Genomic DNA, 20,598 nt, shown 5'->3' on the forward strand with positions numbered 1-20,598 from the left:
TGTCGATGCTCGGCAGCTTGTTCATGAGAAGCAGAGGCACCGCAACGCTGTACATCCTGCTGGGGCTGGGCCTGCTGGGGTGCGGGGATCCCAATGTGCCGCTGACCCAACCTCCCCCCGATGCTTTTCGGGTCAGCACCCCCCGTCCGCCGCGCTTGGATCTGTACCCCACCCCACCACCAACGCCCACCCCTACTCCCACACCGCCCCCCAGCCTGCTGGAGCTCACGGCCCGTTGGCTGGGGATCCCGTGGCCGCCGCAACGGCGCGAGATCAGCCCGGTGCGGTTGAGCGCCCGTTTCCTTGAGATCCCACTGCCGCCCAAGCCTCGCCCCTCACCCCAACCTTCCCCTAGCCCGGAAAGAGAGGAGAGAAAGGAGCAAGGTCGCGAGACCTAGTCCACACCGCTGGCCTCGGGGCATCTAGGCGCCCACCGTCACCGGCTCCGTCTCTCGCACGCGCAGCTTTTCGCAAGGGATGATATCCGTCAGGATGGAGCTGGCCATCATGCCCGTGTGGATCTCCAGTTTGGCTCCCAGCACTGCCTCAAACAGCAGCCGCTGCCCTGGGAAGACCACCCGCTCAAAGTACCAGTTCTCGATATTTGTGATGCGAACCACCTGAACGGAGCTGGTCGCGTTGATGTAGCTACAGGTTATTCGCTCTACTCGTTTTTTGTCGGGGATCGCATCAAGTGTTTGCATAATTAGATCACCAGCCCACTCTGCTCAGCCTATTATCTACCCTAACACCGCCTGGGGATCGCTGCAGTAGCCTTTGATACGGCGATCCCAACCAGCAAAAATGAATCCTGGAAAAGTAATTTCTGTATTTTATCTTACCGTTTTGATTTTTCAGAATGGCCCTTCAAATCAGGAGGGATTTGGATTGAAATTTCTCCCTGCGGCGAGGCAATTTCTCACAGAGAATCTCCGCAGAGCAGTAGTTAAGATTACATTTTGAGTCCCCTTGGGAGTTTGGGGATCACGGCTCGTGGAGGCTCGCTCCGGTCGTCGGCTTCGGCGAGGACTGGCGGGGATCCCAGTTCAGGCCCTCCACCCGCAGCTCCAGCGCCCCCGACTGACGCACCGGATTGTATTGCAAGCTAAATCCATAGGTGCGGCGGTCGTAACCCAGGCGATAGGTGGTATCCACCTGCTGGCCGGATTGGAGATCCAGTGTGGTTTCGGCCCCCACCCGCAGCGGGCCGTACAGTTGCTGTAAAAAGCCCAGAACAAGCTGCTCCCGCGTGGTGATGCGGTCGAACAAAAACGGCGAGGCCCCCGCCAAAAAGCCATTGGAGTAGGTCACCCTCAGGTTGGTGTAGTCGAAGGTATCGGCCACGAAAGCCCCGATTACCGCGTCGAGGCCAATGCTGCCGGCAGTATAGCTTTGGGCACGGCCATTGGAGTAGAACGACTGGCTGCTGCTGAGGCCGGTGTTGAGCCAGATTCCCTGTTCGATGGGCAAAGCGGAAAAGCGGGGTGGGGGATCTGCTGCCGTCTTGGGGGGCCGCCAAATGGGAAAGGAGCGGCTCACGGTTGCCCCCAGTTGCAGTCGGGTGAGCTGGATGCGGTCGGTGGTCTTGGCCAGGGCTAGATCGGGATCGGTGTCGATGTCGCCGAGTTGTCCTAGGGCGTCGATGGAGTCGGCGGCTATGCGGTAGCTGAAATTCAAGCCGGTGTCGCCGAGAAGGAGGGTGGGCGAGTTGTAGCTGACACCGAAGCGATTTTCCACGATCTGAAACCCCAGCCGCCCGCTGAAAAAACGCTCCCGATAAGCATAGGTGTAGGTGACTTGGCCGCCGTCGCCGGTGGTAACGCGGTGTTCGACCTGCGCCCGCAAGCGCCGAGCAAATTCCTCGAAGACGATCCCGCGCAGCTCGGCAAACAGCGAGGTTTGGGCATTGGCTTCCGGTTGCCGCCAACGAAAATCCGTCCGCAGCCCAACCCCATCGCGGATCCCTTGGAGGCTCCCCCAGAGGCGCTGCGGATACAGTTGGGGGGAGAGCACCAAGCTGAGGTTGGGATCCTGCAGCAGCTCGATGTTGGCTTGCAGGATCAGGCCGCGCCGCAGTTCTTCCCGGTCGAAGTCATCGTAAAAAAGGCTGACCGGAGGCTGACGGTTGAAGGAGTCAAGACGCAGCCGAATGGGCAGGGGCAAAAAAAAGACCTGGTCGAAAACCAGTTGCCCCGCCTCGGCCATCAGCAGGCTGGAACCATCCGGCTGCAGGGCGGAGGTCACTCGCGGGCTGCGGATCTCCAGCTCTGGCGGATCTAGCGGGTCGTTGGTCAACTGCACTTGCTCTCCTTCCCAGTTGTTGGCAGCGAAGCGGATGCGAACGGCGCGAAAGCGCACCAGCCGCTGCGGCGAGAGGGCCGCTGCCGGGGATCCGGCGGCCTGCAACTGGCCGATATCCACCTGCCCGAAGGCCTCTTCCAAAACTCCCTGCTCCCGCTCAAAGTCGTATTCCAGGCGGGATCCCTGGATGCGCTGCCGATGCAGCTCCACCGAGACATTGCCCTCGGCCAGGGCTCGCCGCTGTTGCAGCTCGATGCGCAGGCGGTCTGCCCGCAGCACAGAGCGGCCCAGCCGCATCTCCACATTTCCTTCCGCCTGGAAAACCTGCGCCCGTTGGTCGAAGGTTTGGCGGTCGGAGCGCAGCCGTAACGTGCGATCCGCAAGGGTATCGGGGGCACTCGTATCCCCAGGCTGAGCGGCTGCCACCTGGTCTTTCTGGGCTGAGGCAGGAGCAGCCGTTGCCAGGCCAAACACCCCCAAGCAAAGCCAGAGCCACCAAAACCCTTTCATACTCCCCCAAACCTGCGCAAAACTTCAGCCCAAGCCCCCGGGCTGGCTCAGCCCGTTGTCGGCGGGGGCGGGTTGAGGGCGCGGTTGAGCTTGCCGCTGCGGTAGCCCTCCAAATCGAGACTGACGTAGAGGTAGCCGAAGGATTGCAGAGCCCTGACCAGCGCTTCCAGATCGGTTTTTTGCACAAACTCTCGGATCTGGTGAGGGGGCAGTTCGATGCGAGCAGTATCTTTCTCGGAGCGCACCCGCACCTGGTGCCAGCCCAAGCTGCGCAAATAGCGCTCTGCCGCCCCCACTCGGCGCAGCTTCTCGGCAGTGATGGCCTCGCCATAGGGAAAGCGGGAGCTGAGGCAGGGCTGAGCCGGCTTATCCCACCAGGGCAGGCCCAGATGGCGAGACAGTTGCCGCACCTCCAGCTTGCTCATCCCCACCTCCGCCAGGGGGGAACGCACGCCCCGCTCTCGAGCTGCCTGCACTCCCGGCCGGTAGTCGGCCAGATCGTCGGCGTTGAGGCCATCCACCACGTAGTCGTATCCTTGGGCTTGCGCCAGCCGGCACAGCAGGTCATGCAAGTGGCTTTTGCAGAAGTAGCAGCGGTTAGCGGGGTTGGCGGCGTAGCGGGGATCCTGCAGCTCCTGGGTCTCGACGATCTGGTGGCGGATGCCGATGGATTGGGCTTGCCAGATGGCCTCCTCCAGATCTTCGGGCAAAAGGGCAGGGGAGGCGGCAGTGACGGCCAGGGCCCCCTCCCCCAACTGATCCCAGGCCAGCTTGGCCACCAGGCTGCTATCCACCCCGCCTGAGTAGGCCACCAAGACCCGCCCCATCTTGGCCAAGATCTGGGCAAGCTGCTCAAACTTTTGCTGCAGCACGGGATCCCACTCCGTCGCCAGAGCTGGGGCGGGGGAAGGGATGTTCCTGTCTTGGTTGGTGTCCATGGGTCCAGGACATGCCGAAGAGGGAGTCGCTTGGGGGGATCCCCTCTTTACTTCTCCTATTCTTCCGCAGAGCTTCTCGACTTTCCAACGCTTTTCTCCCAAAGAAGGTGCCGGATCCCTCCTAGAGCCCCTAACCCTTAGACCAGCAAGTCGTCGAGGCGGTAGGCTGGATTGCAGTTGGGGTTGTTGCCGTCCTTAACCGTTTTCTTCCCTTGACACGCCATGGCTCTGCAGCTCGAACCCGCCGGCCCGTCGGAAGTGTCCGTCTATCAGCCCTATTACGCGGTTGCCCGCCGGCAGTACCTGCCCCTGGCCGTGGGCCTTTACAAAAAAGGCAGCCTGGAAGGACAGAGGGCCATCGAGGGAGACAAGCCCGTGCGTTTCCTGGCCAGTTGGCACACGTCGCTGTTGCCCGCAGATCTGACCGTGGTGCAGGTGGTCTTCGATCAGGATGCCGAGCTCACTTACCAGCTCTCCATCGCCAACTACGAGTTTGTGGACTACCTCATCGACGTGGTAGCGCTGGTGCAGCGGGGGCAGCCGCCGGATTTCACCACCGCCTTTTACAAAAAGTTGATGCGGTATGAAGACTGAAGCAGATTCTCCGGTCGCCATCACCCTCTACGACACCACGCTGCGGGATGGGGCGCAGCGGGAGGGGCTGTCGCTGTCGGTGCCAGATAAGGTGCAGATTGCCAAGCTGCTGGATCGGCTGGGGATCCCCTTTATTGAGGGGGGCTGGCCGGGGGCCAATCCCAAAGATGGACAATTTTTCTGGCAACTGCGGGAAGAGCCGCTGGAGCAGGCGGAGCTGGTGGCCTTTTGCTCCACCCGCAAGCCGGGGCGGCGGGCAGCCGATGACCCCCTGCTGCAGGCCATCTTGGCGGCGGGAACCCGCTACGTGACGGTTTTTGGCAAGTCTTGGGATCTGCATGTTACGGAGGGGCTGGGCACCACGCTGCAGGAAAACCTGGCCATGATCCGCGACACCATCGCCTATTTGCGCTCCCAAGGGCGGCGGGTGATCTACGATGCCGAGCACTGGTTCGACGCCTACCGCCACAACCCCGACTACGCCCTGCAAACCCTCGTGGCGGCTGCCGAGGCAGGGGCGGAGTGGCTGGTTCTCTGCGATACCAACGGCGGATCCCTGCCCCACGAGATCGCCGCCATCACGGCAGCCGTCTTGGCCGAATCCCATCACCTGGGGCATTTGCCCTTGGGGATCCACACCCACAACGACTCTGGCACTGCTGTGGCCAATGCCCTGGCGGCAGTACAGTCGGGGGCGCGCATGGTGCAGGGCACCATCAACGGCTACGGGGAGCGCTGTGGCAATGCCGACCTGTGCAGCGTTATCCCCAACTTGCAACTGAAGCTGGGCTACCGCTGTCTGCCGGAGGGGAAGCTGCAACACCTAACAGAGATCTCCCGCGCCATCAGCGAGGTGGTCAACCTGGCCCCAGATGACCACGCGCCGTTTGTGGGCCGGTCGGCCTTTGCCCACAAGGGCGGGATCCACGTCAGCGCCGTCCAAAAAAACCCCCTCACCTACGAGCACATCGCCCCGGAGCAGGTGGGCAACTGCCGGCGCATCGTCGTCTCGGAACAGGCGGGGCTGAGCAATATCCTCAGCAAGGTGGCCGAGTTCGGGATCCGGCTGGACAAGTCGGATCCCCAGGCCCGCTTGATCCTAGAGCGGCTGAAGACCTTGGAGCTGCAGGGCTACCAGTTTGAGGCCGCTGAGGCCAGCTTTGAGCTCTTGGTGCGGGAGCTGTTGGGGCAGCGCTCGCATCCGTTTGAGGTGCTCAGCTTCCATGTCAGCGCCACCACCCGCTCCGACTGGAGCAGCAAAGACTGGGATCCCAGCGGCGAGGCAACGGAGGTGCAGTCCTTGGCGGCGGTGAAGATTGCGGTGCGGGGGCAGACGCGGGTGACGGCAGCGGAAGGCAATGGGCCGGTGGCGGCTTTGGATGGGGCGCTGCGCAAAGCCTTGCTGGAGTTTTACCCGCAACTGGAGGCCATTCACCTGGCCGACTACAAGGTGCGCATCTTGGACGGGCGGGCCGGCACCTCGGCCAAGACGCGGGTGCTGGTGGAGTTTAGCGACGGCCACCGCCGTTGGACCACGGTGGGAGTTTCCACCAACATCATCGAAGCCTCCTGCCGGGCCTTGGTGGAAGGCTTTGAGTATAGTCTCTTAACAGAACCTTGCCTTTCCCCACCCTCTGCCCAAAGGGCCTCGCCTTGAAGGGGATCTCCCCTCTCCCTCTGGGAGAGGGGCTGGGGGTGAGGGCCGGCGCGGAGCGCTTGGGCCTGTCTCCAACTCATTTGAAATCACCCAGCTCCCATGAGAATCATCGGCCTGACGGGCGGCATAGCCACAGGCAAATCCACGGTGGCCCGCCTCTTGGAACGGCACGGGATCCCGGTGGCCGATGCAGATCAGATGGCGCGGCAAGCCCTAGCGGTGGGATCCCCCATCCGCGAGCGGGTGCTGCAGCGCTACGGCCGGGCCATCCAGGATCCCTCTGGAGCGCTGGATCGCCGCCAGTTGGGGCGGATTGTCTTTGCCGATGCCGCCGAGCGGGCCTGGCTGGAAGCCCAGATCCATCCTTTTGTCAAAGCGCGGCTGCGGGAGTTTCTCGAGGCCCACGGGGCATCTGCGCCGCCTGAGGAAGCGACTGAGGCTCGACCCAGTTGCCAATGTCCTCACGGGGAAGGCCATCCCACCGTTTGCCTGATGATCCCGCTCCTGTTTGAGGCCCACATGGAAAACTGGGCCAGCGAGATCTGGGTGGTGACCTGTACCCCGGAGCAGCAGCGGCAGCGGCTGGCGCAGCGGGATCTGCTGACGGCGGCAGAAATCGAGGCGCGCCTGGCCAGCCAGTGGCCCCTAGAAGAAAAGGCCCGTCGCGCCCATGTAGTGCTGGACAATTCCGGATCCCTGGCGCAGCTGGAAGCCCAGGTTAGGCAAGCCCTGGGGGCTCACCCCAGAGAAGGAGGGGCCATTTGCCCCACCCCGCCGAGCCGGATAGAGTGACGGGGGAGGGATCCCTTTCTTTGCAGCTATGTCTGGATGGATCGAGAAAGAGGCGATGCAGGAAGCACTTTGTGGCAGCGGGAGAGAGTCTTTGTGGACCTCAGCGCTGGCGGCGCGGGAGCGGGAGATCCAGCTTTTGCGGGAGCGCAACCGCCTGCTGCAGAGCCAGATCGACCTGTTGGAGCTGCGCCAAGAAAAGCAACAGCGGCAAATTCGCAGCTACGAGGCCGAGATCGAGCAGCTCTACCAAGAAAAGCAGGTGTTGGAGCAGATGCTCCAGGAGCTGCCGGAGCTCTACCGGCGCAAACTTCAGGCCCGCCTGCAGCCCATCCGCGAGCGCATCGCCGCCATGCAGGCAGAAAATCGCCGGCTCAAGAGGGAACTGTACCAGCTCAGCTACCGGCTGCAGCACGTGGATCAACTGGATGCCCCCGGCTGGAAGGTGCAATTGCCGCAGATCCCTCCGCTGCGCCGCCGGGATCCCAAAGCTCTGCCCGCCCAGGGAGCGACATCTCCTCCCAGGCCCAGTATCGCTCTTGAGGGACAAAGGGAGAAGCCAGAATAGGGGAGCCCCCCTGGGATGCCTCAGCATTGCCCAGCAAGAGCGGTTTCGGCGGGGGCGCGCTTGCAAGGCGACTGGAGAGCTCGAAAAAATGGCCGTTGCTGGCAAGTACGAACCCCTTCATTTGAAATACCGCCCGCAGCGCTTTGCCGAGGTGGTGGGCCAAGGGGCAGTCGTGCAGACTTTGGCCAATGCCATCCGGCTGGGGCGGGTGGCGCCGGCCTACTTGTTCTGTGGGCCGCGGGGCACCGGAAAAACCTCCAGCGCCCGCATCTTGGCCAAGTCTTTAAATTGCGAGCAGGGGCCAACGCCGGATCCCTGTCAGGTATGCAGCCAGTGCCGCGCCATCACCGCCGGCTCTTCTTTGGACGTGATTGAGATCGACGCGGCCAGCAACACCGGCGTGGACAACATCCGCGAGCTGATCGAGCGGGCCCAATTTGCGCCGGTAAATAGCCGCTACAAGGTCTATGTCATCGACGAGTGCCACATGCTCAGCAATGCCGCCTTCAACGCGTTGCTGAAGACGCTGGAAGAGCCGCCTCCTCGCGTGGTGTTTGTGCTGGCCACCACCGACCCACAGCGGGTTCTGCCCACCATCGTTTCCCGCTGTCAGCGGTTTGACTTCCGCCGCATCCCCCTCGACGACATGGTGGCCCACCTGGGCCAGATCGCCGCCCAGGAAGGGATCCCCATTGCACCAGAAGCCTTGCACCTGGTGGCCCAACTGGCCCAGGGCGGGCTGCGGGACGCCGAGCGCCTGTTGGATCAGCTCAGCTTGCTGGAGGGATCCATCACCCCAGAAGCCGTATGGGACTTGGTGGGCGGGATCCCGGAGCGGCAGCTTTTGGATTTGACCGATGCGTTGCTGGCTCAGGATGTGCAGGCGGTGCTGGCCCAGACGCGACAATTGCTGGAGCGGGGCAGAGAGCCCCTGGTGGTGCTGCAGAGCCTGGTGGTTTTTTACCGGGATCTGCTGCTGGCCAAGACGGCCCCCCAACAGCGGCAGTTGGCGGCCGTAACGGATCCCACCTGGGCAGCTCTGCAGCAGCGGGCTCCTCGCTACTCGGTGGAGATGCTGCTGGCGGCCCAGAGCCACCTGCGCCAGTGCGAGCCGCAAATTCGCCAGAGCGGGCAACCCCAGCTTTGGTTGGAGATCGCCCTGCTGGATCTGCTGGGCCAGCTTCGCCAGAGTGCCGTCCCGCTGCCGTCAATAGAGGCCAAAGGCGGAGAGCCGCTCCCAGCCGTCGGCCCGCCAACGGTCGGAAAGACCCCTAGCCCCACCGTCCCAGCCAGCGAGGAGCTGACAGCTCCTACGACAACCCTTCCAGAGACCCCAGCCCCTTCCCCTGCTGCAACAGGGGGATCCCTCCCGCCGTCGCAAACGGCAAAGCCAAGTCGGGAGAAGCCGGCCAGCCCGGAAAAAGCGAAAGATCCGCATCCCCTCAAGCTGCTGCGGCCCCGGTGGGAGGAGTTTCTTGAAAACCTTCGCCCCATCACCAGAGGCCTATTGGCATCCGGCTATTTGCAGCAGGAGTCTCTCGTTGGCTCTGACGGGACGGAGACCTTAGAGATTACCCTTGCTTTTCCCAATAAGGGCTTAGTGGACAAGGTGCGCAGCAAAGAAGCCGAGCTCTGCTCTGCGCTCCACAACCTGCTGCAGCGCCCGGTGCGGCTAAATTTGGTGGTGCAGCAGGGACCTTCGTCCCGCCATCGTGAGGGGAGTGCTGGCGAAACCTCAGGTCGCGAAAAGGCTCCACCCCTCGCCCCTGCAAAGTTGCAGAGCCGAACCCCCAGGGGCGACAACCTCCCCAAAGACTTATCGCCATCTCCCAAGGCGGGATCCCAAAGCTACGGTAGAGTCGGGCAACCTCCTCCTGCTGAGCCAGAGACCCCTGGCGAGAACTCCATCCCGCCAGCGCAAGCGGCAAAGCCTCCCTCCTACCACCTTGCCCACGAGCTGGCGGAGGTGGCCCGCCGCTTTGCCGACCATTTCAACGGCAGCCTGATAGATTTGCAAGGGATCCTGGCCTCGCCCGAGGAGGCGACGGCAGAACTGTCCGCTCTCGAGAGCCTGGAAGCAGAGGGATCCCCGGATCTGGGTGAAGCCTACGGCCCGCCGGCAACCCAGTCCCCCCTAGCCCCCGCAGAGGAGGAGCTACCTTTCTAGGCGTTACTTTGGGATTGTCTTGACCCTTGGGCCCCATGATCTGATCCGCTTCTCGGCGCAGGCGCCGGACTGGGCGCTGGTTCTGCCCCTGCCACTTTGGCTGGCCCATCAAGGAACGCCTCTAGCGCTGGGATCCTTAAGGGCCAGCCCAGCTAGAGAGAGCGACCGCCTCCACCCGTTCCGTCAATTGAGGAGATATCTCCTGGATCCCTGCGTCGGGGCAAACCTTATTCTGATCCTGGGCATCCCTGGGGGCGGATGAGTTCGATCGGCAGGCCATCGGGATCGGCGATGAACGCCACCTCATAGACTTGGCCGCCAATTTGCTGGCACTGCGGCGGCAACAGCAAGGTAAGGGGCACCTGTGCCTCCAGATGCTGTAGATAGTCGGCCAGGGATCCCCATTCAGGGCCGATCTCCAAAGAGGGATGGTAGTAGCCCACATAGTGGGGATCCCCGAAAGGATCCGGCGCAGGATGGGGCTGCGGCACCTGCATCAGCTCCAGGCGACCCCAGGGGCTGAGCATCCAGCAGGCTAAGGTGATCCCAGCGGTAAACCGTTCTTCCACCACAAAGCCCAGACCCTCGTAAAAGGCGATGGAGCGAAAAATATCGGCGGTGCGAATGGAAAAGTGATGCAGCTTCATGGTTGTGCTAAGAGGTCGAATAGGAGCAGACTGCCCAGGTCAACCGCCCAGGATCGCTAGCCAAGCACAAGCAGACTTGCTAGGCTCCAGAAGAAGTAGCGATAGATCCATAGGTAGACCCGATTGTGGGCGCCGATCCGCCGCACCCCTGGGTCGGGAGGCTCACCACCTTCAGTCGATTCCTTCTAGTCAACATCATCATGCCCAAGCTGGTCATTGTCGAATCTCCCACCAAAGCCCGTACCATCCGCGGCTTCTTGCCCGCCGGCTATGAGGTGCAAGCCTCGATGGGACATGTACGCGATCTGCCGGAGTCGGCCTCTGACATTCCCGAAGAGGTGAAGGGAGAAGAGTGGAGCCGTCTCGGGGTCAATGTCCACGCCAACTTCGAGCCTCTCTACGTGATCCCCAAGGACAAAAGAAAGGTAGTCAAACAGCTGAAGGAGGCGCTTAAGAAAGCCGACGAGCTAATTCTGGCCACTGACGAAGACCGGGAGGGGGAAAGTATCAGTTGGCACCTGCAACAGGTGCTGCAGCCCAAGGTGCCCACCCGCCGCATGGTGTTCCACGAGATCACCCGCGAGGCCATTCAGGAGGCGCTGCAAAATTGCCGTGAGGTGGACGAGCAACTGGTGCGGGCCCAAGAGACGCGCCGCATCTTGGATCGCCTGGTGGGTTACACTCTGTCGCCGCTGCTGTGGAAAAAAATTGCCCCCAAACTCTCGGCAGGTCGGGTGCAGTCGGTGGCGGTGAAGCTCTTGGTGGATCGGGAGCGGGAGCGTCGCGCCTTTAAAAAAGCCACCTACTGGGATCTGAAAGCGGATTTGCAACCGAGGACAGCAAGCCAAGCGGCCTCTTTCCCGGCAGAGCTGGTGAGCCTGGGCGGCAAACGTCTGGCCAGCGGGCAAGACTTCGATCCCAGCACCGGGCAGCTCATAGCCGGACGGGATGTGGTGCTGTTGGATCAAGCCCAGGCCGAGGCCCTACGGGATCGCCTGCTGGGGAAAGCTTGGGTCGTCAGCTCGGTCGAAGAACGCCCCTCCACCCGCAAGCCCGCCCCTCCCTTCACCACTTCCACGCTGCAACAGGAGGCCAACCGCAAGCTGCGCCTGTCGGCTCAGCAGACGATGCGCATCGCCCAAAAGCTCTACGAAGAGGGCTACATCACCTACATGCGCACCGACTCGGTACACCTGTCGGAACAGGCCATCCGCGCCGCCCGCGCCTGCGTGGAGTCGATGTACGGCAAGGAGTACCTCAGCCCCGAACCTCGGCAGTACACCACCAAAACCAAAGGGGCGCAAGAAGCCCACGAGGCCATTCGTCCCGCCGGCTCGGAGTTTCGCCTGCCCAGCCAAACCCCCCTCACAGGGCAGGAGCTGGCCCTCTACGACCTGATCTGGAAGCGCACTGTCGCCAGCCAAATGGCCGAGGCGCGGCAGACCCACACCATCGTGCTCATCGCGGTGGACGATGCGGTGTTTCGGGCCAGCGGCAAGCGCATTGACTTTCCCGGCTTCTTCCGCGCCTATGTGGAGGGATCCGACGACCCAGAGGCGGCTTTGGAAGATCGGGAAGTGCATCTGCCCCTGTTGCGGCAGGGGGATCCCTTGAGCTGCCTGCAGTTGGAGCCGGTGGGCCACGAAACCCAGCCGCCGCCTCGCTATACGGAAGCATCCTTGGTCAAGGTGTTGGAAAGCGAGGGCATTGGCCGCCCCAGCACCTACGCCACCATCCTGAACACCATCATGAGCCGCGGCTACGTCAGGTCGATGGGGAACGCCCTCGTGCCCACCTACACCGCCTTTGCGGTGACCGAGCTGCTGGAAAAATACTTTCCCAACCTGGTGAACACCCGCTTCACTGCCGAGATGGAGCAAACCCTCGATGACATCGCTTCTGGCCAGGCAGACTGGTTGCCCTACTTGCGCCATTTCTTCCTGGGCGAGCAGGGCCTAGAAGGCCAGGTGAAGGCGCGCGAGTTGGAAATCGACTCCGGCCTGGCCCGCTCCATTTACCTGGAGAACCTGCCCGTCAAGATCGGCATCGGCCCCTACGGCCCCTATGTGTCGGTAGAGACTGAATCAGGAGAGGTGCGCGCCAACCTGCCGGAGGATATTCCCCCCGCCGATCTCAGCGCCGAACACATCGAGGAGCTCATCCGGCGCAAGCAGGAAGGTCCCAAGCCCATCGCCTTCCACCCGGAAACCCAAGAGCCGGTCTACGTAATTCCCCAGGGTCCCTACGGCCCCTATGTGCAGTTGGGAGAGGTGTCGGAGGAGAACAAAAAGCCCAAGCGCACCTCCCTGCCCAAAGGGCTGAAGCCGGAGCAGGTCACCCCTGAGATTGCCCTGGGGCTGCTCAGCCTGCCCCGCACGTTGGGGGAGCACCCGGAATCGGGGAAAAAGGTGCAGGCCGGCATTGGCCGCTTCGGCCCCTACGTGGTCTGCGACGGGGATTTCCGCTCGCTGCCTGCCGATGAGGATGTGCTGACCATCAGCCTAGAGCGGGCGCTAGAGCTGCTGGCCCAGCCCAAAAAAGGCCGTGGGCGCGGCTCGGCCAAGCCCCTGCGCGAGCTGGGATCCCATCCTGAGGATGGCGAGCCGGTCACCTTGCACGACGGCCCCTATGGTCTGTATGTCAAGCACGGCAAGGTAAACGCCTCACTGCCCAAAGATCTCTCCCCGGAAGCCGTGACGCTGGAGATGGCGCTGGAGTTGCTGGCGGAAAAAGAAGGTTCCTCCGCCAAAGGGAAGGGTCGCTCAACCGGCAAGGCGCAGGCAAAAGCCAGCACCACGGCCAGGAAGGCTGAGGGAGCTGTCCCGTCGGCAGGATCCCAAAAGGAGCGCACCTCGCAAAGCCGCCCTAGCAGCAATGGGACGGCCAAGGCGAGCCATGTTCAAGAGACGGCCCAAACGGGATCCCGTCCCACCATCCTAGAGGTCACTCCCAAAGCGCGGGCCTGAGAACCGTTTCTCCAGCTTGTTACCCCAAAAAATGGGTCCAAAGCCCCGTCCTACCGCTGCGCGGTTCGCCTTTGGCGGGCCGTAGGCCCTAAAGACGCAGGTTCAAGGTTTTGGTCTTTGAAGCTGCCCAGTACCGTGGGGCATAGGGGAACTGACTCGGCCTCGCATGACTCGGCGCGGAGTGCTCCAGCCAACGACTGGGGAGACCCACCTGGGTTAGCGGGCCGTAGACCCCAACGGTAGGCGCCGCTGCTGCTCGCCCAAGCGGAACAGAGTTCTCACCGGTAATCCTGACGCGGGGAGATTCGGCGGCTCCATTGGAGGGCAGCTCGTCTCAGCCTCTCTCCCTCCCGCAAGGGGGGATGTAGGGGGGGCGGTCGGAGCCGGGTAGTTTACGAGAAATTCAAGCCTAGCTGGCTTGCTCGAAGACGCGCTGAACCAAGCCGCTGACGATGGAGAGCACGATGGCGCCGACAAACGCCCAACCAAAGTTGTCGATATTGAAAGCATCCCCGGCCAAAAAGTCGGCAATGGCTAAGCAGATGCCGTTTAAAATCAGCCAAAACAAACCTAGCGTCAGGATTGTAATCGGCAGGGTGATCAACTGCAGAAACGGCTTCACCAAGCTGTTGACTAGCCCAATGGCCAGCGCCGCCACCAAGGCACCTCCAAACCCGGAGACGTGGATCCCGGGCAAAAGCCAGGCCAAAATCATCACGCTCAAGGCCGACATCAGCCAGGTGGCCAAAAGAGCTGCCATACTTCCTCCCTTACCCCGCTGGGGCAGCCATTTCGCCCTCTATGCTATCCAATTGTGAGGGATCCCGGCTGTCGGCACCTCTTCCGGGCTGTAAGTTTGCAACGCCAAAGCATGGATACTCTGCCCCATCTCCTCGGCCAGGGCGGCGTACACCAGGCGATGCCGTTGCAGAGAAGTTTTGCCGGCAAACAGAGGCGACACCACCTGCACGCGGTAGTGCCCCCCGGATCCCTGTTGCCGTTCCCCATGGCCGGCATGGCGGTGTGATTCGTCCTCCACGTGGACGTAGAGGGCTTGCAGCTTCTCAGCCAAGAGCTGCCGAAGGCGGTTCGAGGTGAGCATGGGATCCTTTAAGATTGAGTGCCGGCCTTGGCAAAAGCCGCCTCGACCAGGGGACGCAACTCGTTGCGGGCGTGCATCTCTTGGAGGATGTCGCAGCCGCCCACAAACTCCCCGTCAATATAGATCTGCGGAATGGTCGGCCAGTTGGAAAACTCTTTGATCCCTTGGCGAAGCTCAGGATCCTCCAGCACGTTAATTGCCGTGTAGGGGAAGCCCAAGCTATCCAATATGCGAACGGCGGCGTAGGAAAACCCACACAGGGGCATTTCTGGGGTGCCCTTCATGTAAATCAGCACCTTGTGCGTGCGGACCTGGTTGCGGATTTTCTCTTCCAAAAGGGGATCCAGCATGGTAGCCAGCCAGTTTAGCGACAACAGGGGACAGGCCAATTCGGCTCCTATCGTGATCTCATTTTCATCTGCTTTTGACGAAAAGCGTCAACAGGCATCCTGGAGCTTGGCGGGGGATCCCCCTGCTGACAACAAAAAGTGCTAGAAGGGGAAGCAGTGGAGGTTTCTCACCGGAGGCCATTCATGCTAACAGAGTCCTCTCGTGTTAGCGGGACGAAGTCCTTGCCGTCGGCGGTGGAAAGCCCCGAGACAGGGGGGAGTGATTCTCCCTCTTCTGCCAAGCCGGAGCCAAAACTGGGGTTCTGGCAGCAATTCTGGGAAGACATCGACTGTGTCTTCGAGCGGGATCCGGCGGCGCGCAACCGCTGGGAGGTGCTTCTCACCTACCCAGGGGTACATGCTCTCTTCCTGCACCGCATCGCCCATTGGCTGTGGAAACGGCGCTGCTTTTTTCTGGCCCGCTTGCTCAGTTTCATTTCTCGCTCCTTTACGTTGATCGAAATTCACCCGGCAGCCCGGATTGGACGGCGCTTTTTCATCGACCATGGTTGTGGCGTGGTGATCGGGGAGACGGCGGAAATTGGCGATGACGTCACCCTCTACCACGGGGTTACCTTGGGGGGCACCTCTTGGACCAAAGGTAAACGGCATCCCACCCTAGAAGATGGGGTGATTGTGGGCACAGGGGCGAAGATCCTGGGGCCGGTTCGCATCGGTGCTAGAGCCCGCATCGGAGCCAACGCAGTGGTGATTCAAGATGTGGCCCCCGGCATGACGGTGGTCGGGATCCCAGGTCGAGCGGTCATCCCACCCCATCAACGCCGCATCCCCGCCCATGGCATCGACCTAGATCACCACCTCATGCCTGACCCAGTGGGACGGGCGATCGAGCAGTTGTTGCACCGCATTCAAGAGCTGGAAGCCCAGGTGGCCCGCCTCAACCAAGAGCGGGAACAGGACCGCCAGGATCAGGTCAGATGCGAATGAGGCTGCGGCTATGGCGGGGAGCATCCTTGGTGCCGGCTAACTGTAGGGCAGGTTGGCGGCTCAGAACTCCTGGGAAAAGGGGCAGCACCCAGGGCGGTTCTGCTCAGCTTTGCCCGTCTGGCTGTCTGCCCGGGATAACCCCTCGAGCCCAGTCGGCCTGTTTGCCCTCAACCCCGATTGGGCTGTCCAGAATTTTTGCCCACAACCTTTTTGCAGCTTCCTGAGAGGAGGAGGGCGTTTCTGCAAGCTCTCTGTGCCCAGGAGAAATTTTGCTCTAGAGCGTAGCTTTTTTTGCGGCAAGTCGATAGAGCTTTTTGGATGGAACTAGCTAAGGTGCCGGCGTCCCAGCATTTTGGAGAGGAAGGCTGATGTTGCCGAGCAAGCTCATCTTTTCTGGTCTGGCAGCTCTGCTCAGTTTGGGATCCGCTCCAGCCGCTCTGGCCCAGACACTCCTCCCGCAGCAAACAGTGCTCCTCGACAGCAGACAGAACAGCGCCACCCCTCTACAAGGCAATGTCCTACAAAACATCGTCTTCGTTGTGCCCAGCGCCCCAACGCGGCACTTCGCCGGCAGGTGGGGTTGGCACAGCAGCCCCTCACCGCCCCCCGCCCCCATGACAATTCTTATCCTCAACTCCCAAGCCAACCTGTCCGCCGAGGCAGCCGAGCCCCAGACCTGTGGCCAGCGCTGCCAGGGATCCCTGCGCCTGCCGTAAAGAAGAGGCTGCTGCTTGTACTTCAGCTAGAAGCCGCAGGAGCCCCGCACTGGACTCCCCACCCCCCACACCCCCCGTGTACGGGGGGCGAAGGGGGACTGGGGGCTACTGAAAGCCTGCTTCGTGCCGCCTAGCGGTTGGAGTCGGGTAGTTTACACTGCCCAAGCCCGCAATCCGGCTCGCGGCAATGCTCAGCTCTGCCCGGGTCGGGGTTGATATAATTCAGGGCAATTGTCCGCTGCCGGGCAATAAGAAGTTCTGCAACTTAGCTCTTTGGATTTTGGCGGTGTGTGAGGGATCCCTATGAACCGTTCCCAGCAACTCGGACTCCGGCTTGCTTCAGTGTTCGCCTGTGGGGTAGTGCTACGCACCGCTTTCGCGAACGGTCTGTCGATGCGATCCGCGGCTTGGGCGCAATCAGCTCCCCCGCCCGGCACCCTGGATCTGCGCACCAATGGCGATACCCCCGCCCAACCCTCCCCTACACCTACCCCAGCCGCTGGCGAGCCAGAAGTTTTGGTAGCGGAAGTGGTGGTGGAAGGAACCGACGACCCAGAGTTGATCGAGCAGGTTTACAAGGCTATTCGCACGCGGGCCGGCGAGGTCTCCACTCGCTCCCAACTGCGGGAAGACATCAATGCTGTGTTTGCCACTGGGTTTTTTGCCGATGTGCGGGCGGTGCCCTCCGATACGCCCCTGGGGGTGCGGGTTACCTTTGAGGTCAAGCCCAATCCGATCCTCAAAGCCGTGCGCACAGAAGGGGCAAAAGTTCTGGATCCGGAGGTGCTCAAGAAGGCCTTTGCCGATCAAGAAGGGCGGGTGCTCAACTTTGGCGAGCTGCAAGCGGCAGTGGCCGAGATCGAGCAGTGGTACGCCGACAAGGGCTACGTGCTGGCCAAGGTGACCGACGTGCGCTCCTCCGAAGATGGCACCCTCACTCTGGAAATTGCCGAAGGGGAGATCGAGGACATTCGCGTTCAAGGCAACACCAGAACCCGCGACTTCATCATCACCCGCGAGCTCAAGACCAAGCCAGGGGATGTGTTTAACCGCAACCAAATCCAGAAGGATCTCCAGGCAGTTTTCGACCTTAACCTTTTTCAAGATGTGAATGTTGGGCTCAACCCTGGCCAGGATCCCAACAAGGTGGTGGTGGTGGTGAACGTGGAAGAGCGCCGCACCGGCACCTTGAGCGGCACCATCGGCGTCAGCTCGGCCACAGGGGTCTTTGCCGGCCTCAACGTCTCGGAAGAAAACTTGGGCGGCAACAACCAAAGCGCCAGCTTCAACGTGCAGGTGGGCACCAACGAAACTCTGTTCGATTTGAACTTCACCGACCCGCGCATTGCCACGCTGGAGATCCCCACCTCCTACAACGTCAACATCGCCAACCAGCAGAGCTCCAGCTTTGTCTTCAACGAGGGATTGACCCTGCCCAACGGGGATCCCGTGCGCATCAACCGGCTGGGCGGCGGCGTCACCTTCTCCCGTCCCATTGGGGGCAATTGGCGGGCCAGCCTGGGCACCCGCGTCCAATTTGTGGAAGCCCGCAACAGCAACGGCGAGCAGGAGCGCTTCGATGTGCTGGGCAACCCGATTACCTTCAGCGCAAGCGGCCAAGACAGCTACACCACCCTGCGGTTCGGCCTTGTCCACGACAGCCGCGACAACCCCAACAGCCCCAGCCAGGGATCCGTCTTTCGCCTCTCCACCGAACAGTCGGTCCGTCTGTTGGAGAACGGCCTCAACGCCAACCGCCTCGAGACCAGCTACAGCCAGTTCATTCCCGTCAAGCTGTTCGAGACGCGCAGCGAGCGACCGCAGGTGCTGGCTTTTGACGTGCGGGCGGGCACCACGATTGGCGACTTGGCTCCCTACGATGCTTTCCCCATCGGCGGGGGCAGCTCGGTGCGGGGATTTTTTGAGGGCGGCGTCGGCTCCGGTCGCAGCTTTGCCACGGCGACGGCGGAGTTGCGCTTCCCCCTGTTCGACCCGGTGGGGGCGGTGGTCTTCGCCGACTACGGCACCGATCTGGGCAGCGGCGCGGCGGTCATCGGCAATCCGGCGGCGGTGCGCAACAAGCCGGGCAGCGGCTTGGGGCTGGGGGCCGGCATCCGCATCCAATCTCCCTTGGGGCCGCTGCGCATCGACTACGCCATCGGGCAAGGGGAGGCCGGCCGGCCTCAACTGCACTTTGGCATTGGCGAGAAGTTCTAGCTTGGCGGTGGATCTGCTGCCGGCTTGCTATGGTGAGAGCAAGGGCTCGTGAGGGAAGCAACCCATGAAACGGCAACTCGGCCAATCGTTCCGCGGTGGATCCCTGGTACTCTTGTTCTGTGCCAGCCTAGCCCTGACAGGATGTGGGCCGTTGGCGCGCTTAGGCATTGGCACAACCCCGATTGCCCAGATCGAACAAAATCCTTCCCGCTACACCAATGTGTACGTCCGCGGTCGCGTGGTCAACCAGATAGGGGTGTTCGGCCAGGGTGTGTACGAGATCCAAGACAGCAGCGGCTCCCTCTGGGTCATCACCGACAAGGGCTTGCCGGCCATGAACAGCACCGTAACCGTGCGCGGCAAGGCCCAAGAGGGCATTGTCTTGGGAGGACGCAGCTTCGGGGTGTCGTTGGTGGAAGCGGAGCGCTTCTAGCCGGCCCCCAAGGCCAGCATGGAGACGCGGCCGGCCAAGGTTTTGGCGATCTGCTGCAGAGCTTGGGCAGAAGCAGACTCAGGCTGACCGACCACGATGGGCTGGCCCGCATCTCCCCCCTGCCGCAGGGCAATTTCCAGCGGGATCCGCCCCAGCAGTGGGACACCCAGCTCGCGGGCCGTGGTCTCTCCGCCTGCTGAGCCAAAGATGTCGTACTGGCGATCCGGCAGGTCGGGGGGAATGAAGTAGCTCATGTTCTCGACAATGCCGAGGATGGGCACCCCCAACTGGCGAAACATGTTCAAGCCCTTGCGGCTATCCAGCAGGGCCACCGACTGCGGTGTGGTGACGATCACGGCGCCGGCCAAGGGCACCGCCTGCACCAGGGTCAGTTGGGCGTCGCCGGTGCCGGGGGGCATATCCACGATGAGATAGTCCAGCTCCCCCCACTGCACCTGATAGAGAAACTGCCGGATGACGCCGTTGAGCATTGGCCCCCGCCAGATCACCGGCTGATCCCGCCCCACCAGCAGGCCCATCGACACCATCTTGACGCCGTAATTTTCCAGGGGGAAGATGTCTTCGCCGCCGTCCTCCCGCTTGCGCACCAACAAAGAGCGATCCTGGAGGCCCAGCATCAGCGGCACATTGGGGCCGTAGATATCGGCATCCAGCAGCCCCACCCGCGCTCCGCTCTGGGCCAGGGCCACGGCCACATTGACCGAGACGGAGGTTTTGCCCACGCCTCCCTTGCCGCTGGAGATGGCGATGATGTTGCGCACGCCGGGGACAGACTGGCGATCCGGCAGAGAAGGGGAGCGGGGGGTTTCCGCCGTTACTGTGACATCAATGGCTTCAACTGGGGCCAAGCGGCGGATGGCAGCTTTGCACTCGTCCACAATGAATTCCCGCAAGGGGCAGGCCGGCGTGGTCAGCACCAGGGTAAAGGCCACCCGCTTGGGCTCGACGCGAATGTCGCGGATCATGTTCAGTTCCACCAGGCTGCGGCGCAGCTCCGGATCTTGAACCGGGCGCAACGCCTCAAGGATGGCGGCAGCATCGAGGGTGGAGGTGGTCATGGCATTCAAAAACGAGGTAACGGCTCCATTTCTCACTCTAGTCGTTTTTTCTCCCGGCTCTTCGCTGGCTAACCAGGACAGTTGCGAAACTGTCTGCCAAGGCTGGCCCTCTGCCAACCGGCTGGCCTAGGCTGGTTCTGGTTGGAAGACAAGGCTGTTGGCCGACGGAGGAGGGCAATGGTGCCAGCGCTGATCCTGGGAGTCGGTTTGTGGTTGGGCCTGACGTTCTTGGCCCAGTTGCTCCCTCTGCTGGAAAAGAGAGGCTCCCGTCGCCCCTCAAGCTGGGATGAGCCCACTCCCTCCCACCAGCTGCAGCCCACCTCGAGTTGGGATCCCTCCTGCCGCTACTTTTCTCGCTCGCCCTATCTGCCCTGTGCTGTGAACCCCCTGGGCCCCTGTCGCTGCCCCCACTACGTCGCGCGTTGCCAGAGCTCCACCGACCCAGGAGCGGGGTCAACAGGTTAGTCCCCCTGGTCTCGTGCGGGTATCTTACAGAATTCGTGTGTGGATCTAGACAAGAGTGTGACATCCTCTCCCGCTAAGCCCTGACGGGCTGTAGACGGGAGCTTCCGAGAAT

The 20,598-nt window shown here is 62.2% G+C and carries 20 protein-coding genes; 12 read left to right on the forward strand and 8 right to left on the reverse strand.

Annotated features, from left to right (window positions below; translation table 11 throughout):
* Positions 1–23 precede the first annotated feature (23 nt).
* Positions 24–398, forward strand: a complete 375-nt coding sequence (locus NW855_RS09245; RefSeq protein WP_011429474.1) for a hypothetical protein — start codon at positions 24–26, stop codon at positions 396–398.
* Positions 399–422: 24 nt separating this feature from the next.
* Here the strand turns inward: NW855_RS09245 and NW855_RS09250 are convergent, their stop codons facing one another.
* From NW855_RS09250 to larE, 3 genes are all read right to left on the reverse strand, one after another.
* Positions 423–704 carry a DUF1830 domain-containing protein gene (locus NW855_RS09250; protein WP_011429473.1) on the reverse strand — a complete coding sequence of 94 codons (282 nt, stop codon included), beginning with the start codon at positions 702–704 and terminating at the stop codon, positions 423–425.
* 280 nt (positions 705–984) lie between these two features.
* Positions 985–2,811 (reverse strand): DUF3769 domain-containing protein, encoded by a 1,827-nt coding sequence (locus NW855_RS09255; RefSeq protein WP_414402636.1) that lies wholly within the window; start codon positions 2,809–2,811, stop codon positions 985–987.
* Between the two features lie 47 nt (positions 2,812–2,858).
* The gene (larE, locus tag NW855_RS09260) at positions 2,859–3,683 is read right to left on the reverse strand and encodes an ATP-dependent sacrificial sulfur transferase LarE (protein ID WP_011429471.1); all 825 of its coding nucleotides are present in this window, start codon (positions 3,681–3,683) and stop codon (positions 2,859–2,861) included.
* Between the two features lie 288 nt (positions 3,684–3,971).
* On the opposite strand from larE, the gene ebsA reads away from it, so the two are divergent.
* The 5 genes from ebsA to NW855_RS09285 all read left to right on the forward strand — a co-directional run bounded on the left by ebsA (position 3,972) and on the right by NW855_RS09285 (position 9,524).
* Positions 3,972–4,343 (forward strand): type IV pilus biogenesis protein EbsA, encoded by a 372-nt coding sequence (ebsA, locus tag NW855_RS09265; RefSeq protein ID WP_414401301.1) that lies wholly within the window; start codon positions 3,972–3,974, stop codon positions 4,341–4,343.
* A complete protein-coding gene (cimA, locus tag NW855_RS09270; protein ID WP_414389665.1) occupies positions 4,333–6,000 on the forward strand; it encodes a citramalate synthase in 1,668 nt (555 codons plus the stop codon). The genes ebsA and cimA overlap by 11 nt, the downstream gene beginning before the upstream one ends.
* 99 nt (positions 6,001–6,099) lie before the next feature.
* Complete coding sequence (gene coaE, locus NW855_RS09275; RefSeq protein ID WP_099812421.1) at positions 6,100–6,792, forward strand: dephospho-CoA kinase; 693 nt, start codon at positions 6,100–6,102, stop codon at positions 6,790–6,792.
* Between the two features lie 28 nt (positions 6,793–6,820).
* Positions 6,821–7,357 (forward strand): hypothetical protein, encoded by a 537-nt coding sequence (locus NW855_RS09280; RefSeq protein ID WP_011429467.1) that lies wholly within the window; start codon positions 6,821–6,823, stop codon positions 7,355–7,357.
* Positions 7,358–7,445: 88 nt separating this feature from the next.
* Positions 7,446–9,524, forward strand: coding sequence for a DNA polymerase III subunit gamma/tau (locus NW855_RS09285; RefSeq protein WP_011429466.1), 2,079 nt, complete (start codon positions 7,446–7,448; stop codon positions 9,522–9,524).
* Positions 9,525–9,751: 227 nt separating this feature from the next.
* Here NW855_RS09285 and NW855_RS09290 read toward each other — a convergent pair whose 3' ends face one another.
* Entirely contained in the window at positions 9,752–10,171 is a 420-nt protein-coding gene (locus NW855_RS09290; RefSeq protein ID WP_011429465.1) for a VOC family protein, read from the reverse strand.
* Between the two features lie 200 nt (positions 10,172–10,371).
* On the opposite strand from NW855_RS09290, the gene topA reads away from it, so the two are divergent.
* Positions 10,372–13,137: a type I DNA topoisomerase gene (topA, locus tag NW855_RS09295; RefSeq protein ID WP_414402638.1), complete on the forward strand. Its 2,766-nt coding sequence runs from the start codon at positions 10,372–10,374 to the stop codon at positions 13,135–13,137.
* A gap of 409 nt (positions 13,138–13,546) precedes the next feature.
* On the opposite strand, the gene NW855_RS09300 is transcribed toward topA, so the two are convergent.
* Genes NW855_RS09300 through grxD form a run of 3 tightly spaced genes read right to left on the reverse strand, consistent with a single transcriptional unit; the run spans position 13,547 to position 14,586 of the window.
* The gene (locus NW855_RS09300; protein ID WP_099812424.1) at positions 13,547–13,897 is read right to left on the reverse strand and encodes a phage holin family protein; all 351 of its coding nucleotides are present in this window, start codon (positions 13,895–13,897) and stop codon (positions 13,547–13,549) included.
* A 39-nt stretch (positions 13,898–13,936) separates the two neighbouring features.
* A complete protein-coding gene (locus NW855_RS09305; RefSeq protein ID WP_099812425.1) occupies positions 13,937–14,239 on the reverse strand; it encodes a BolA family protein in 303 nt (100 codons plus the stop codon).
* 8 nt (positions 14,240–14,247) lie between these two features.
* Positions 14,248–14,586, reverse strand: coding sequence for a Grx4 family monothiol glutaredoxin (gene grxD, locus NW855_RS09310; RefSeq protein ID WP_168173360.1), 339 nt, complete (start codon positions 14,584–14,586; stop codon positions 14,248–14,250).
* 186 nt (positions 14,587–14,772) lie between these two features.
* Between grxD and cysE the strand changes: the two genes are divergently transcribed.
* The 4 genes from cysE (at position 14,773) to NW855_RS09330 (ending at position 18,942) form a co-directional block, all read left to right on the forward strand.
* Entirely contained in the window at positions 14,773–15,576 is an 804-nt protein-coding gene (gene cysE, locus NW855_RS09315; RefSeq protein ID WP_011429460.1) for a serine O-acetyltransferase, read from the forward strand.
* 368 nt (positions 15,577–15,944) lie between these two features.
* On the forward strand, positions 15,945–16,292 hold the full coding sequence (locus NW855_RS09320) for a hypothetical protein (protein WP_414402639.1): 348 nt from the start codon (positions 15,945–15,947) through the stop codon (positions 16,290–16,292).
* Between the two features lie 393 nt (positions 16,293–16,685).
* Positions 16,686–18,509: a BamA/TamA family outer membrane protein gene (locus tag NW855_RS09325; RefSeq protein ID WP_228375416.1), complete on the forward strand. Its 1,824-nt coding sequence runs from the start codon at positions 16,686–16,688 to the stop codon at positions 18,507–18,509.
* Between the two features lie 64 nt (positions 18,510–18,573).
* A complete protein-coding gene (locus tag NW855_RS09330; protein WP_011429456.1) occupies positions 18,574–18,942 on the forward strand; it encodes a hypothetical protein in 369 nt (122 codons plus the stop codon).
* On the opposite strand, the gene NW855_RS09335 is transcribed toward NW855_RS09330, so the two are convergent.
* Positions 18,939–20,021, reverse strand: coding sequence for an Mrp/NBP35 family ATP-binding protein (locus tag NW855_RS09335; RefSeq protein ID WP_011429455.1), 1,083 nt, complete (start codon positions 20,019–20,021; stop codon positions 18,939–18,941). The two genes, NW855_RS09330 and NW855_RS09335, sit on opposite strands and share 4 nt — an antisense overlap.
* A gap of 177 nt (positions 20,022–20,198) precedes the next feature.
* On the opposite strand from NW855_RS09335, the gene NW855_RS09340 reads away from it, so the two are divergent.
* Entirely contained in the window at positions 20,199–20,486 is a 288-nt protein-coding gene (locus tag NW855_RS09340; protein ID WP_414402640.1) for a DUF6464 family protein, read from the forward strand.
* Positions 20,487–20,598: the final 112 nt, after the last annotated feature.

This window comes from Synechococcus sp. RC10B2, assembly GCF_047502635.1.

Excerpts from the sequence above, each read along its gene's own strand:
- cysE (WP_011429460.1), top strand. The coding sequence starts at position 14,773 with ATGCTAACAGAGTCCTCTCGTGTTAGCGGGACGAAGTCCTTGCCGTCG.
- NW855_RS09325 (WP_228375416.1), top strand. The coding sequence starts at position 16,686 with ATGCGATCCGCGGCTTGGGCGCAATCAGCTCCCCCGCCCGGCACCCTG.
- cimA (WP_414389665.1), top strand. The coding sequence starts at position 4,333 with ATGAAGACTGAAGCAGATTCTCCGGTCGCCATCACCCTCTACGACACC.
- ebsA (WP_414401301.1), top strand. The coding sequence starts at position 3,972 with ATGGCTCTGCAGCTCGAACCCGCCGGCCCGTCGGAAGTGTCCGTCTAT.
- NW855_RS09320 (WP_414402639.1), top strand. The coding sequence starts at position 15,945 with ATGTTGCCGAGCAAGCTCATCTTTTCTGGTCTGGCAGCTCTGCTCAGT.
- NW855_RS09245 (WP_011429474.1), top strand. The coding sequence starts at position 24 with ATGAGAAGCAGAGGCACCGCAACGCTGTACATCCTGCTGGGGCTGGGC.
- NW855_RS09300 (WP_099812424.1), bottom strand. The coding sequence starts at position 13,897 with ATGGCAGCTCTTTTGGCCACCTGGCTGATGTCGGCCTTGAGCGTGATG.
- NW855_RS09340 (WP_414402640.1), top strand. The coding sequence starts at position 20,199 with ATGGTGCCAGCGCTGATCCTGGGAGTCGGTTTGTGGTTGGGCCTGACG.
- NW855_RS09330 (WP_011429456.1), top strand. The coding sequence starts at position 18,574 with ATGAAACGGCAACTCGGCCAATCGTTCCGCGGTGGATCCCTGGTACTC.
- NW855_RS09305 (WP_099812425.1), bottom strand. The coding sequence starts at position 14,239 with ATGCTCACCTCGAACCGCCTTCGGCAGCTCTTGGCTGAGAAGCTGCAA.
- NW855_RS09250 (WP_011429473.1), bottom strand. The coding sequence starts at position 704 with ATGCAAACACTTGATGCGATCCCCGACAAAAAACGAGTAGAGCGAATA.
- NW855_RS09335 (WP_011429455.1), bottom strand. The coding sequence starts at position 20,021 with ATGACCACCTCCACCCTCGATGCTGCCGCCATCCTTGAGGCGTTGCGC.
- NW855_RS09280 (WP_011429467.1), top strand. The coding sequence starts at position 6,821 with ATGTCTGGATGGATCGAGAAAGAGGCGATGCAGGAAGCACTTTGTGGC.
- topA (WP_414402638.1), top strand. The coding sequence starts at position 10,372 with ATGCCCAAGCTGGTCATTGTCGAATCTCCCACCAAAGCCCGTACCATC.
- coaE (WP_099812421.1), top strand. The coding sequence starts at position 6,100 with ATGAGAATCATCGGCCTGACGGGCGGCATAGCCACAGGCAAATCCACG.
- NW855_RS09290 (WP_011429465.1), bottom strand. The coding sequence starts at position 10,171 with ATGAAGCTGCATCACTTTTCCATTCGCACCGCCGATATTTTTCGCTCC.
- NW855_RS09285 (WP_011429466.1), top strand. The coding sequence starts at position 7,446 with ATGGCCGTTGCTGGCAAGTACGAACCCCTTCATTTGAAATACCGCCCG.
- NW855_RS09255 (WP_414402636.1), bottom strand. The coding sequence starts at position 2,811 with ATGAAAGGGTTTTGGTGGCTCTGGCTTTGCTTGGGGGTGTTTGGCCTG.